Origin of the sequence: Faecalibacter rhinopitheci, assembly GCF_015234135.1 — a bacterium.
Classification (GTDB): Bacteria; Bacteroidota; Bacteroidia; order Flavobacteriales; family Weeksellaceae; genus Empedobacter; species Empedobacter rhinopitheci.
Map to the genome: position 1 here is coordinate 64,212 of NZ_JADGIK010000001.1, position 14,315 is coordinate 78,526.

Sequence of the window (14,315 nt, forward strand, 5' to 3'; positions counted from 1 at the left end):
AAAGCAACCTCATCAGGTCGCTTAATACTTTATTTTTTGTTATCGAGTAGATTTAGATATTTTTCATAGCCTTTCGCTTTCATTTCTTCTTTTGGAATAAACTTTAACGCAGCACTATTTATACAATAACGTAATCCACCTTTCGATTTTGGACCATCATTAAAAACATGTCCTAAATGCGCATCTCCAGTTTTACTTTTTACTTCGGTTCTTTCCATTCCTAGAGAATTATCTTCCAACTCTTTTAATATTTTTTTACTTATTGGTTTTGAGAAAGATGGCCATCCGCATCCCGCTTCATATTTATCTGTAGAGGCAAATAAAGGTTCGCCAGTTGTAATATCTACATAAATTCCTTCTCTGAATTCTTTATCATATTCATTATCAAATGGTTTTTCTGTTAAACCATTTTGTGTCACTTCATATTGTAAAGGCGTTAATTCATTCTTCAATGTTTTTTGATCTTTTTTTATATATTCACCATCTTTAACAGGATTAGAATTCTTTGCTATTTCAAATAAATCTGGTGTAATATGACAATATCCACCTGGATTTTTTTCTAAATAATCTTGATGATAACCTTCGGCAGGATAAAATTTTTGAATAGGTTTAACTTCAATAACAATTTCATCTTGAAATTTTTTAGCTAATTGATTAATTTTCTGATCAATAATTAACTTTTGAGAATCATTGGTAAAATAAATTCCTGTTCGATATTGAGTGCCAACATCATTCCCTTGTTGATTAAGAGTTGTTGGATTAATAGTTTTTAGATACAAATCAATTAATAAATCTACGGTAACAATTTCCGGATCAAAAGTAACTTTTACAGTTTCTGAATAGCCTGATTTTCCTGTAGTAACTTGCTCGTAAGTAGGATTGTCAATATTTCCATTCGCATAACCTGCCTCCGTACTTTCAACCCCTCTAATTTGTTTAAAGAAATGTTCAGTCCCCCAAAAACATCCTCCTGCGAAATATATAACATTATTATCAAGAGAAAGTGATTGACCAGTTTTATTATAAAGTTGAGAATTCGATGATTGTTGAGTTGTAGAATTACAGTTTGCAAAGAGAAGTAAACTACAAAAAATAGAACCAATTTTTGATATAATATTCATAACTATTTCATTTTAAATAACATTATAAAAGTAAAGGCATAAAATCGTACCAAGATCAAAATTTGTATAATTTAATTTATTTAGATATTATTTTTATTGATTATAAAGCAAAAAAAGCGACCTCATCGGGTCGCTTATATTTTAATGTGAAACTTGATGTTATTTGAAAACTTCCGTTACAGGTTTACCTATATTTCCATTTGGTTCTTCAATTTTTAATAAAGCTGAAATAGTAGGAGCAATATCTGTCATTGCCACAGGGTTATAATTTTTCCCATGTTTTATTCCCCAACCCATTAATACGAAAGGAATATGTGCATCATAAGACCCCCAAGTTCCGTGAGTAGTTCCACCAGTATTTGGTTTTCCTCCATACCATTGTGGTTCTAAGATATAATTAACGGCACCAGAACGTTTACGGTTATATCCATTAATCATACGTTCTTTGATTAGAGCAGGTATAGATGCTTCTCCAATTTTGTCCATATCAACAGCAAAAGATACACCATCTACCTTTCTCATATATTTTACGATTTCCTCTTTTACGTCGTCTTCATCTAAATCATTATTTTCAATAATTTGATAGTTTAAGTGAACTTGATAATTAGAAAGGGATCTTACTATATCTTTAATTTTAAATTTATTTTCTAAATTAGCATTAAGTCCTTTCTTTACATCACTTGTTGGGAAATAACCCGCATTTCCCTTTTTATCTTGAAAATACTTTGGATTATGTGCTCCTCCATGATCAGCAGTTAAGAAAACTGTATATTGACCTTTGCCCACATTTTTATCCAAATGATTTAATAAACTTTCTAAATCTTTATCTAAACGCAAGTAGGTATCTTCAGCTTCTATAGAATTTGGAGAAAATTGATGCCCAACATAATCTGTTGAAGAAAAACTAATGGCTAAGAAATCTGTAATTCCCGCTTCATTTTGACCAAGTTTTTCATGTTCTAAAATCTCAATTGCAATATCTTTTGTTAGTGTGTTCCCAAATGGTGTTGAGCGAATAAGTCCTAAACCATTTTCTTTTTTAAGAGACTTTAAATCATACGGAAATTGCATTTTATCTAATCCCTTATAATTTTGACGATAAGCATTTCCATCTTTTTCACTTTGAATGTAAGTATCTATTGGATATAATGTTGACCATTTATCTAAATATTTTTCAGTCAATTTTTTATCGTTGAATTTTTGTAGCCATTTTGGCAATTCATTCATATAAAATGTGCTTGTAATCCAATTACCAGATTCCCCATCAAACCAAAAAGCTGCATTTGCAAAATGCCCTGCAGGTAATATTCCACCACGATCTTTTAAAGATACACCGTAAACTTTTGATCGAAAATTTGTTGATAAACGTAATTGGTCTGTTACGGTAGAAGTTAATAAATTTTTAGGAGACATTTTTCCAGCTTTACTAGTTGTTCCAACTCCATTTACCTCATCATCTTGTGTACAATACATATCCTGACCTGTCGCTTGTATAATAAAGTCATTCCCGGCAATTCCATGAATAGCAGGAACAGAACCTGTATATATAGAACTATGTCCTATGGCTGTATAAGTAGGTAGATATGGAATGTATGTATTTTCATTACTAAATCCTTCATTTAATAAACGTTTAAAACCACCTTCAGAATAACGCTCTTGATAACGATATAAATAATCCCATCGCATTTGGTCTACTACAATTCCTACAACTAGTTTAGGTTTTGCAATAGGTGCTTGTCCATATGCTGATAAGGTTGCGAATAATCCTAAAACGCCAATAAATGTTTTACTTAATCTCATGTTAAATTTGTTTCTGAATTCAAATGTACTTAAAACTTGAGCATTCATTATTAACTTATAATTTTTTTTGGAATTATAATTGCAACACACTTAATAATCAAAAAAAAATAAGGCTATGTTAGGAAACCCATTAACCATTACGAAAGAGTATAAATGCAGCATTAAAGAGTTATGGAACGCAATAACAAATCCAGAAGCGTTAAAAGATTGGTATTTTGATTTAAAAGGATTTGAGTTAGTACAAGGAAATGAATTTGAATTTTATGCAGGAAAATATTTACATCATTGCGAAATAAAAGAAATATTTCTATATCATAAATTAACATATTCTTGGACTTATCCAATGTACGAAGGAGATTCTCAGGTTACTTTCATTATAAATCCAATAAACGATGATCAGACTACGCAATTAGAGTTAGTCCATGAAGGTATTGCAAGTTTCCCACAAGATGATAGTAATTTTTCAAGAGCAAGTTTTGAAGCGGGCTGGGAAGAATTATTAGAATTGATGTTGAGACAATATGTTGAAGTAAAATAATCATAAAATAAAAAAGGAATTCACGTCTGAATTCCTTTTTATTTTTTCGAAAAATTTGAAAGAATTATTTTTTAAATAAAACTGAAATTCCTTCTTGATTTGGTAAAATTTGACGTGGATCTTCAGCAGTTACAATACCAGCTTTTTCTTTACGAGTATTGTTTAACCACATTGGAATCCAGATAAAAGGTACAGTTGCTAAAAAAGCAATACACCAGAAACCTGCGATTTCCATAAATAACCACGCGAAAAATCCTAAGAATTGTGCCATGACATATAATTTATCTCACAAAAGTAACACATTATTTTTAGTATTAAAACTAATAATTATCACTTTTCTTTAACAATCCTATTGCTTAAATTTGTAAGACAAAATTTCAATTAACGAAATAAATACAAAAAAATGGAATATAGAATTGAGAAAGACACCATGGGGGAAGTTAAAGTTCCTGCAGAAAAATACTGGGGTGCTCAAACAGAACGTTCAAGAAATAACTTCAAAATTGGTCCTTCAGCTTCAATGCCAGAAGAAATCATTGAAGGTTTTGCATACTTAAAGAAAGCTGCTGCTTATGCAAATGCTGAATTAGGTGTTTTACCAGTTGAAAAAAGAGATGCTATCGCAGCTGTTTGTGATGAAATCTTAGCTGGAAAATTAGACGGTGAATTTCCATTAGTTATTTGGCAAACAGGATCAGGTACTCAATCTAATATGAATGTAAACGAGGTTATCGCTAACCGCGCGCAAGTATTAGCTGGAGGGAAAATTGGAGAAGGAGAGCCTGTTTTAAAAGCAAATGATGATGTTAACAAATCTCAATCATCTAACGATACATACCCAACAGGTATGCATATTGCTGCTTACAAAGCTGTTGTAGAAGTTACGATTCCTGGTGTTGAACAATTACGTGATACTTTAGTTAAAAAATCTGAAGAATTTAAAAACGTTGTAAAAATTGGACGTACACACTTAATGGATGCAACACCATTAACGTTAGGACAAGAGATTTCTGGATATGCAGCACAATTAAACTATGGTTTAAAAGCTTTAAAAAATACTTTAGCTCACTTATCTGAATTAGCGTTAGGAGGAACTGCTGTAGGTACAGGTTTAAACACACCAGAAGGATATGATGTAGTTGTTGCTAAATATATTGCTGAATTTACAGGTTTACCTTTTGTAACTGCAGAAAATAAATTTGAAGCTTTAGCAGCTCACGATGCTATTGTAGAAACTCATGGAGCTTTGAAACAATTAGCAGTTTCTTTAAATAAAATTGCAAATGACATTCGTATGTTAGCTTCTGGACCTCGTTCAGGTATTGGAGAAATCCACATCCCAGAAAACGAGCCAGGATCTTCTATCATGCCAGGTAAAGTAAACCCAACACAATGTGAAGCATTAACAATGGTTGCTGCACAAGTTATGGGTAACGATGTTGCAATTACAATTGGTGGTACTCAAGGTCACTACGAATTAAATGTTTTCAAACCATTAATGGCTGCTAATTTCTTACAATCAGCTCGTTTAATTGGAGATGCATGTGTTTCTTTTGATGAGCACTGTGCACAAGGTATTGAGCCAAACTATGCTCGTATTGAAGAATTAGTTTCTAACTCATTAATGTTAGTTACTGCTTTAAATACTAAAATTGGATATTATAAAGCTGCTGAAATTGCTCAAACAGCTCACAAAAATAACTCTACATTAAAAGAAACTGCAATTGCATTAGGTTATGTAACTGCTGAAGAATTTGACGAATGGGTTAAACCAGAAGAAATGGTAGGAAGAATTAAATAATTATAATTCTTAATCTAATATAAAAGCCGCTCATTAGAGCGGCTTTTTGTTTTTAAATTATATTTCTGTACTATAATAATTGCTGACTTTCTTGTATATATTGAAATGATCTTACATCATAATTATGATTTGTGAGTTGAGACATAATTACTTTACGTTCATTTTCTGCTTGATTTAATTGAAAATAATTTTTCTCATATCCGGATTGTATCTCATTTACAATCTTATTATTAACAAGATATTGTTTTATCTCTTCGTATCTAAATTCGGTATTTTTAAATAATTCCTCACGATTAATATCAATAGAATATATCTCGCTTACATACACATCATTTTTAAAACCATAATAGATCGTAAAGAAGTAGAAGGTTTGTTTATTTTTGTGTGAAGGCTTATTGGAAATTTGAGAATATAAAACAGTACTTAATAAAATTACCGTAAAAAAAGATAGAAACTGCTTCATAAGCTATTTTTAAATATTTAACATTTTATTAAATATACTTATTTTTTTTTATCCTCAATCAACTATAGAATAGAGATCAATAGAAAGAATTTATTATCTTTGTAAACCTTAAAAAAAAATACAGACATGTTTCAAAGTCTTCAAGATAAATTAGACAAAGCTTTACATACCTTAAAAGGTAAGGGACAAATTACAGAAATTAACGTTGCAGAAACGATTAAGGAAGTAAGAAGAGCCTTAGTTGATGCCGATGTTAGTTATAAAGTAGCTAAAGATTTTACAGATACAGTTAAGAAAAAAGCCTTAGGATCAGATGTTTTAACATCTTTAAATCCTAGCCAATTAATGGTTAAAATCGTTCATGACGAATTAACTGAATTAATGGGAGGTAAGCAAGAGGATATTAATATTGATGCTAATCCTTCAATCATTTTAATTGCTGGTTTACAAGGTTCTGGTAAAACAACTTTCTCAGGTAAATTAGCTAATTTCCTTAAGACAAATAAAAACAAAAAAGTATTATTAGTAGCTGGGGATGTATACAGACCTGCAGCTATTAATCAGTTACAAGTTTTAGGTGAGCAGATTGGAGTTGATGTCTTTGCTGATTTAGAAAATAAAAATCCAGTTGAAATTGCACAAAATGCTTTAGCTCAAGCAAAACAAAACGGTAATAATGTTGTTATTATAGATACAGCGGGTCGTTTAGCTATTGATCAAGAGATGATGGACGAGATTCGTCGAGTACATCAAACTGTTAATCCAACAGAAACTTTATTTGTTGTAGACTCTATGACAGGTCAAGATGCTGTAAATACAGCCAAAGCGTTTAACGATGTATTAAATTATAGTGGAGTTGTATTAACTAAGTTAGATGGTGATACACGTGGTGGAGCTGCTCTAACAATTCGTACTGTTGTAGATAAGCCAATAAAGTTTATTTCTACAGGAGAAAAGATGGAAGCTTTAGATATTTTCTATCCGGAACGTATGGCAGACCGTATCTTAGGAATGGGGGATGTTGTTTCGTTAGTAGAAAAAGCACAAGCACAATTTGATGAAGAAGAAGCTAAAAGACTTCAAAAGAAAATTGCAAAAAATAATTTTGATTTTGATGATTTCTTAAAACAAATTCAACAAATCAAACGTATGGGTAACATGAAAGATTTAATCGGAATGATCCCAGGAGCTGGTAAAGCATTAAAAGATGTTGAGATTAGCGATGATGCTTTTAAAGGTGTTGAAGCTATTATACATTCTATGACTCCAAAAGAAAGACAGAATCCAAATATTATTGATAATTCACGTAAAAAAAGAATTGCGTCTGGTTCTGGTACAACTTTACAAGAAGTGAATCAATTATTAAAACAATTCTCTGAAATGGGTAAAATGATGAAATTCATGAACTCATCTCAAGGAAAAACCATGATGGAAAAAATGTCTAAAAATATGCCGGCTGGTGGTTTCCCTGGAATGCCAGGAGGAATGCCTAAAATGTAATTTTAAGATTCATATAATATAAATTAAAACCTTCAAGTAATTGGAGGTTTTTTTATTTAATTGCTATATATATTATGTTAAATAGAATTCTAATTTAAATAATTAAAACACAACAGAAGGTCGAATATTCATGTTCTTAGAATATTACAATTAACTAACAGAAGATGAGCTTATTAAAATATATAGGCTTAATAAACACAATTTATGTATAATAAATCAAGGAAATAGAAACGAAATAAGCACCATTGATTTAAAATTGGAATTTGTTGATTCAAAGCAATTACATAATTATTTAACTAACCGCAATAGTTTTATAATGCCTTATGAAAATAACTATCAATGATAAATATATTGTTTTTTTAAATATAGAAGCAGACTAAAAGTTTACTTTACAATCTACAGCAACTAATTATCCAGGAGGTTATTGTTTTTATGCTAGAGCTAAGTGAAGTTAAAATTTATCATATGATTCAATAAAGCCATCTTATACAAATCTTAAGACAAGATAGTGCACTTATCATTAGCTAAGGGTTTCAAATTGTAATCAATTAAAAGCTTGTAAATAATAAACCAAAGACAATGTATTACAATCGTGATTATTTGTATTTAATTCATATTATCTTATTCTTAAATATATTCTTGAACACAAACTTTCTAAAATAATTTTCCAATTCAAACTATTACAACCATTGTATTATAATTTCCACATAAGCTTCTATTAATAGGGCCTCTTAATCTTCTTATTTAACATAATAAAGATTATTAATAATAAAATAACAAAGTTATTTTTATTATTATAATATATATTATGTTAAATAGTGTTTTTAGATAACCCTATTTAAAGGAATAATAATATTATTAATCTATTTTTGTTTTCATCTTGAAAAGTATATATGAAATATTATTTATTCTTAGCTGCTGCAATAATTTGTGAAGCTATTGGGACATCGTTTTTAAAAAAGACTGAGCAATTTACTAAACCAATTCCAACAGCAATATTTGTTATAGCAATGGTATCTTCTTTCTTCTTATTAAGCAATGCACTCAAAGGTATACCTATCGGTATTTCTTATGCTATATGGTCTGGTGTAGGAATTGTAGTAATATCACTCGTAGGATATTTTATATATAATGAAAATCTAGACCTACCTGCTATAATTGGAATTGTATGTATAATAATAGGTGTAATTATCATAAACGTCTTTTCTAGTTCTACAACCCATTCTTAGGATTAATTTATTCCTATTTAACATAATACACATGACTTTTATATATTATATGATTTAAGATAAATATCATGCAATATTCCTATTTTGAACTTAAATTAAAACCTCCATCTATTGTTATTTGGAATAATTTAAAATAAATTTGCATTCGAATTCAGAACGTATGAAAAAAGGATTATTAACATTAGGAATGCTAGTTGGATGCTTGCTATCTGTACACGCTCAGAGAACTATTTCTGGTAAAGTATTGGACGAAAATAAGAATCCGTTATCTAATGTTTTGGTACAAGATCCAATTACTAAAAAATGGACACATACTAATACTGATGGTAAATACTCCATTGAAATTTCTAATGATAATTCGTATATCATCATTTCTCAATTAGGTAAAGATACTCAAGAAATATTTCTTTCTCCCGAAGATAAAAATATAGATGTAATACTTTATAAACAAAGTCTTCGCTTGGATGAAGTTGTAATCACACCAAAGCGTAAAAAAGATTATTCCGAAATAACTTTAGGTAAAGAAGCGATTGAAAATGTTCAAGCATTCTCATTAAACGAGGTTTTAGAGCAGTTACCAGGACAATTTACACCAGATTTTAATAACAATCAATTCAAAAATATAGTTTTTCGTACAGCCGATAATAACGTTAATATTTCAAAATTAGCAAATGGATCTAAAGATCGCCAAGATTATTTTGCGAATAGAGCTTATGGAACATCTGTAGTATTAAATGATATTCCGTTGTCTAACAACGAAAATATGCAAAGCTACTCTCCCAACACTTCCGACCCATTTAGTCAGAGTACGGTAGCCAATAATATTAGTAATGGGTCTGATAACGTTTTTGCAAATAGTAATTACGGATATGATCTTAGAGATATCGGAACAAATAACATTGAGGAAATAAAAGTTATACAAGGTGTTGCTCCAGCTAAATATGGAGATATGTCTACAGGGCTTATATTGGTTACTACAAAAGCTGGTGAGACGCCTTACAGAGCTTCAATTTCATTACGAGATGCAACGACTGAGTATAATTTGGCTAAAGGATTTAAAATAACTGATCGGAATTTTTTGAATACTAATTTCAATTTTCTTGAATCGAACGCTGATCCTAGAAATAGTTTAACAAAATTCCATCGATTTTCAGGAAATATAGCTTGGAAAACAAATAATAAGGCTTCTAACCTTACAAATACTTTTACAGTAAATTTTTCTAAAAATTTGGATAAAGTAAAAGGCAATCCCGATGATTTCTCTGATCCTAAAGTAAAAAATGACAAGACGATTATTCGATTTTCAGATAATTTGAAATGGAACTTAAATAAATCTTGGATTGATACGTTTAATATTGATGCAAATTTTAGCTACGAAAAGACTGTTTCGTTCAAAGAAGAATGGCGAAATCAAGGTATATCAGCAGTTACAAATGCAACACAAACTGGTATTAATAATGCTATAATTATTCCTGCACAATATTTTTATAATATGAATGTAGAAGGAATTCCAATTTCTACTTATTTTAATGCTGAGGGAATAAAATCAATTACAACAAAATCTGAATGGATTCATACTCTCTCTGTTGGTATTTCCTCTAGAACAAGTTCTAATATTGGACGAGGAAGATATTCTACTGGAAATAATGTACCTAATATTTTAACGCTAAGTGGTGCTTCTGGAGGATTAGGTTACAGAGATTATAATTTTCGTAATTCTAAGACTGTATTACAATTGGCAGCTTATGCTGAAGACCAGATCACAAAGTACTTCTCTAATGATGCTGTTTATAAATTAGACTTAGGTTTACGTTATGAAAATCAATTGGGTTATTCTTCGTTTCAACCACGTGTAAATACATCTTATGCTTTAAATAAGTTTATTCGCCTGCGTGGAGGGTTAGGTCTTACTAGTAAAACGCCTTCTCTTAGCCAGTTATATACTGGTGAGAGATACTATGATTATTTACTAGGACAAGGAATTTATTCGGTACCTAATACAGGATATGTTGGTTGGATTCAGACCTATCAATTACCAGGAGATAATCAAAATTTAAAACCTATAAAGACCATGAACACCGAAATTGGTGTAGATCTAAATTTTGGTTTTGGAAATCTAAATATTACTGGGTTTTATAATAAGATGACGGATGGAATTACTTCTTTACAAGATCCATTTTATAAGCAAATAGCTTTAATTGAATTAAATACAGCTGGTCCTACTCCAACTTATGATGTGATAGGTAATAAAGACCAATACTTCTTTTCAAATAATTTAGTTAATGGATTGACGTCAGAAGATAAAGGTATTGAAGCTTTTATGACATTTAAGCGCATTAAACCTTTAAATTTAGATATTCAAATCAATTCATCTTATATTCAAACAGCAAATAAATCTCAGGTTAAAGAGTACAAAATATCAAGTGTTCTTACATCTAATGAAAAATATGGTGTATACAATGGTTTAAAAACTAATACTGAACAACTTACACTAGGTTCTAATTTTAATTATCATTTAAAAAAGGTAGGATTATTACTTTCATTAAGAACAGAACATATTCTTATTATGAATCATGACCGTAACCAAGTTCGAAACCCAATTGGATATCTAGATAAAGAATTTCTATATCATGAAATTCCAGTTCAGGATCAAGGAAATACAGATTTGTATGGAAATTTAATTAATAGTCCTATTACTGGTTCAGAAAAATTGCAAAAATCAATTCATAATATTCATTTTAGATTATCTAAAGATTTCTTAAATGGATTTAAGGTTTCAGTTTACACAACAAATATTTTTGGTTTAAAGCCTACTTACATAGATTCTACAAACGATCGAAAAATTTATCCAATTGCACAATTTAGTCTTGGAGGAAAACTAGAATATTCATTTTAATACCATAAAATCATAGCAATGATTAAAAAAATTATCATATTATCATCGTTGATGGCAGGTTTCTTTTTACAATCTTGTAATGACGACGATTTTGTAGGAATGACACTTACACCTATTAGTATTACCACTCAGGTAAAATTTGGTGGAGACTTTGCTTCTACAGATGCTAAAGCATATAATGCAAATGTTGTTTTCAAAAATGCAGAATCTGGTATAGAATATATTTCTCAGACAGATGCAAATGGTAATGTTATTTTTCCTACAGTTTTACCAGGTAAATACAATGTGAATGTAACGTTAAGCTTATCTCCTACTCAATTCGAAGAATATTTTGGATATGACTCCGGATCAGAAGAAAATATAATTTTTAATGGGATGGCAGAAAATATTGCCATTACAACAAGTGGTACAACATTGTCTGTTGAACTGTTGGCCTCTAATACAGTTGGTGGTTTAGTTATAAAACAAATTTACTATGCTGGTTCTCATACAACTCTAGGAGCATCATTTCGCGATCAATTTGTAGAAATTTATAATAACTCGAATGAAGTTATATATGCAGATGGACTAATATTTGCTCAATTATACGGCAATAATACCGTTGGTACAGAACCTTATAACTTACCATCTGGTCAACTAAATTGGGCTTTAGCAGAAGGAAATACCAAAGGAGAATCTGCAAATACAGATTATGTATACGCAGATTATGTATATAAAATACCAGGAAACGGAATTCAATACCCAATACAACCAGGACAAAGTATCGTAATTGCTGCTACTGCAGTTAATCATAAATCTAATTACACCGACGAATCGGGTAATACTGTAACGATAAAAAATCCTGAACTTACTGTAGATTTATCAAATGCTGATTTCGAAGCAAATTTAACATCTTTTACAGGTAATCAATACCGTTATGATATTCAGAATCCAAATGTTCCCGATTTAGAAATTCTGCATTGGGTATCAGGTGCAGATATGATTTTAGATAATCAAGGACGTGATGCATATATAATTATGAAAGCTACTCCAGAAGAATTTGAGACTTTCAATAAAGTAAAAACTCCAAAAGGAGGTTCAAATAGTTTATATCTTCAGATTCCATCATCGTATATTATAGATGGTGTAGATACCACCAAAGATCTTGGAAATAATGTAGTGCCTAAAAAACTAAAAGGGTCTCAAGATTCAGGACAAACTTACGTTGTTGCAGGTGCATTTACATCATACGCTGTAATTCGTAAAACTCAGAAAGTAGTAAATGGTCGAACAATTTTAAAGGATACAAATAATTCTTCAGAAGATTTTGTGAATATCATCGCAACTCCAAAAGGTTTCGCTAACTAAAAAACACTCGGATGAGATCTAAATTAGATTTAAATTCTTATGACATATCCTTATTTGCACGTAAAAATGTGAATAAGGTTTTAATTTTAATAATGGGTAGCCTTGCTTCCATTGCTAATGCACAGGAAAACGATTCTATAATAATAGATTCAAATCCATTACATATACAAGACATAGATCAACTAAATCGTTTACCTATTTCATTTTCTAATAGAAATGTGAATGACTTTACTCAAACTGAAGTTTATTTTAGTCATAAAAAAAATGAATTTTCGCGTAAGCAAACTGCTGCTGAAACGAATAGATATGGTTTTAAAAGTCAAGGGTTATTTAATGTCAAAAATGATATTAAAATTTTTGGGACAATAAAATTAGAAAAATACTTAGAAAAGGATTTAGCATTTAATCTTTCTGATGATCGAACAGATGATGCTGAAGTACTTAATCCTCATTATTACTTTGTTCCTCGTTCCTCAGATTGGAATAATCAACAATATCATATTAGCGGTGGAGCTATTAAGAGTTTTGGTGGTTTTAACCTTGCAATTAAAGCTAGTTTAGATGCCAATAAACTAGCGCGCCAAGTAGATCCAAGACCAGAAATATCTAATAGAAAATTGTACGGTGAAATATCAGCAGGTTATACTTTGAAAAATCACCAAATATTTGTGTTAGGTGGTTATGGGCAAAAAGATAAAGATTATAATTACTACTATAGTAATGACCAATTAGACTCTCCCGCAAATCCTGATACATATATACGTTTTCAGAGTGGATTTGGTCGCGTTATAAACAAGCCTTATTCTACTAAAAGTAATTTTTCTCGTAAAACATTTAAGCATTTAGGAGCTGGATATCAATACACTTCAGCAAATACTGTGTTAGGAGTAGATTATGCATATGAGCATGATTTAGAGAATATTTATAATGAAGAGTTTAAGTCAGATAGTTACTTAAGGTTTCAATATCAAACAATTTCTTATCAAGGGAATTTGAGATTAAGACACCGTATTAATGATAAAGTCTTAAGAGCTAATTTATCAGGTTATAAAACAACCTCTAAAAATTTTGATAATATATCTATCGGTACCAATTATATGAACCGCCAACGAAATGTGACCTTTGATATTAATTTTTCTAAACAAAAAGATCAACTTGTAAAGTACTATTTTGGGGCTATTGCATCATATAATCAAAATAGATACATGGATCAGTTGGCGTATGTAGATCAAAAAATAAATTCTTTAAATGTAGGAATTTATGGAAATAAAGATATTGAAACGAATAACAAATCAAAATTTAATATCGGCCTTAGTTTTAATTACTATACAGCCATAAAGAATGAGTTAGACTATATAAATATATATGGAACAACAGATAATATATTTTATAACGAAGTAATACGTAATGATTTTGCATATAATTCTCTTGATAAATTAGATACGAGAGCTGATATACGCTACATTTTACCCATTAAAAACAATAAAAATGTTGTCATTTATACTCAATTAAGAAGTATCTTCGCATTAAATAAAAATAGAAATAACGTAGTTGAGATTAATACAAATACAACGTATCAAGCCAATTTCGGAATTCAATTGAATTATTAATTATTAGAGA

Annotated in this window: 11 protein-coding genes; 7 read left to right on the plus strand and 4 right to left on the minus strand. The window is 30.1% G+C overall.

The annotated features are described in order from the left end of the window. Positions 1-29: 29 nt before the first annotated feature. Entirely contained in the window at positions 30-1,121 is a 1,092-nt protein-coding gene (gene msrB, locus IM532_RS00315; RefSeq protein ID WP_194181449.1) for a peptide-methionine (R)-S-oxide reductase MsrB, read from the minus strand. Between the two features lie 159 nt (positions 1,122-1,280). After that, positions 1,281-2,921, minus strand: coding sequence for an alkaline phosphatase PafA (gene pafA / locus IM532_RS00320; protein ID WP_194181450.1), 1,641 nt, complete (start codon positions 2,919-2,921; stop codon positions 1,281-1,283). 115 nt (positions 2,922-3,036) lie between these two features. On the opposite strand from pafA, the gene IM532_RS00325 reads away from it, so the two are divergent. Further along, positions 3,037-3,459 carry an SRPBCC family protein gene (locus IM532_RS00325; protein ID WP_194181451.1) on the plus strand — a complete coding sequence of 141 codons (423 nt, stop codon included), beginning with the start codon at positions 3,037-3,039 and terminating at the stop codon, positions 3,457-3,459. A gap of 64 nt (positions 3,460-3,523) precedes the next feature. Here the strand turns inward: IM532_RS00325 and IM532_RS00330 are convergent, their stop codons facing one another. Next, positions 3,524-3,730, minus strand: coding sequence for a hypothetical protein (locus IM532_RS00330; RefSeq protein ID WP_194181452.1), 207 nt, complete (start codon positions 3,728-3,730; stop codon positions 3,524-3,526). 132 nt (positions 3,731-3,862) lie between these two features. Between IM532_RS00330 and fumC the strand changes: the two genes are divergently transcribed. Then, positions 3,863-5,260 (plus strand): class II fumarate hydratase, encoded by a 1,398-nt coding sequence (fumC, locus tag IM532_RS00335; protein ID WP_194181453.1) that lies wholly within the window; start codon positions 3,863-3,865, stop codon positions 5,258-5,260. Positions 5,261-5,330: 70 nt separating this feature from the next. Here fumC and IM532_RS00340 read toward each other — a convergent pair whose 3' ends face one another. Beyond that, positions 5,331-5,723, minus strand: coding sequence for a hypothetical protein (locus IM532_RS00340; protein ID WP_194181454.1), 393 nt, complete (start codon positions 5,721-5,723; stop codon positions 5,331-5,333). 126 nt (positions 5,724-5,849) lie between these two features. Between IM532_RS00340 and ffh the strand changes: the two genes are divergently transcribed. The 5 genes from ffh (at position 5,850) to IM532_RS00365 (ending at position 14,305) form a co-directional block, all read left to right on the plus strand. Continuing rightward, positions 5,850-7,223, plus strand: a complete 1,374-nt coding sequence (gene ffh, locus IM532_RS00345; RefSeq protein WP_194181455.1) for a signal recognition particle protein — start codon at positions 5,850-5,852, stop codon at positions 7,221-7,223. A gap of 893 nt (positions 7,224-8,116) precedes the next feature. Next, positions 8,117-8,452 carry a DMT family transporter gene (locus tag IM532_RS00350; RefSeq protein ID WP_194181456.1) on the plus strand — a complete coding sequence of 112 codons (336 nt, stop codon included), beginning with the start codon at positions 8,117-8,119 and terminating at the stop codon, positions 8,450-8,452. Positions 8,453-8,612: 160 nt separating this feature from the next. Then, entirely contained in the window at positions 8,613-11,348 is a 2,736-nt protein-coding gene (locus IM532_RS00355; RefSeq protein ID WP_194181457.1) for a TonB-dependent receptor, read from the plus strand. Between the two features lie 18 nt (positions 11,349-11,366). After that, entirely contained in the window at positions 11,367-12,695 is a 1,329-nt protein-coding gene (locus IM532_RS00360; protein ID WP_194181458.1) for a DUF4876 domain-containing protein, read from the plus strand. Between the two features lie 11 nt (positions 12,696-12,706). Then, positions 12,707-14,305: a DUF6850 family outer membrane beta-barrel protein gene (locus IM532_RS00365; protein ID WP_194181459.1), complete on the plus strand. Its 1,599-nt coding sequence runs from the start codon at positions 12,707-12,709 to the stop codon at positions 14,303-14,305. Positions 14,306-14,315 lie beyond the last annotated feature (10 nt).

Coding starts and splice junctions, on each gene's coding strand:
- IM532_RS00350 (WP_194181456.1), top strand. CDS start 8,117: ATGAAATATTATTTATTCTTAGCTGCTGCAATAATTTGTGAAGCTATT.
- IM532_RS00340 (WP_194181454.1), bottom strand. CDS start 5,723: ATGAAGCAGTTTCTATCTTTTTTTACGGTAATTTTATTAAGTACTGTT.
- msrB (WP_194181449.1), bottom strand. CDS start 1,121: ATGAATATTATATCAAAAATTGGTTCTATTTTTTGTAGTTTACTTCTC.
- IM532_RS00360 (WP_194181458.1), top strand. CDS start 11,367: ATGATTAAAAAAATTATCATATTATCATCGTTGATGGCAGGTTTCTTT.
- IM532_RS00325 (WP_194181451.1), top strand. CDS start 3,037: ATGTTAGGAAACCCATTAACCATTACGAAAGAGTATAAATGCAGCATT.
- ffh (WP_194181455.1), top strand. CDS start 5,850: ATGTTTCAAAGTCTTCAAGATAAATTAGACAAAGCTTTACATACCTTA.
- IM532_RS00330 (WP_194181452.1), bottom strand. CDS start 3,730: ATGGCACAATTCTTAGGATTTTTCGCGTGGTTATTTATGGAAATCGCA.
- fumC (WP_194181453.1), top strand. CDS start 3,863: ATGGAATATAGAATTGAGAAAGACACCATGGGGGAAGTTAAAGTTCCT.
- IM532_RS00365 (WP_194181459.1), top strand. CDS start 12,707: ATGAGATCTAAATTAGATTTAAATTCTTATGACATATCCTTATTTGCA.
- pafA (WP_194181450.1), bottom strand. CDS start 2,921: ATGAGATTAAGTAAAACATTTATTGGCGTTTTAGGATTATTCGCAACC.
- IM532_RS00355 (WP_194181457.1), top strand. CDS start 8,613: ATGAAAAAAGGATTATTAACATTAGGAATGCTAGTTGGATGCTTGCTA.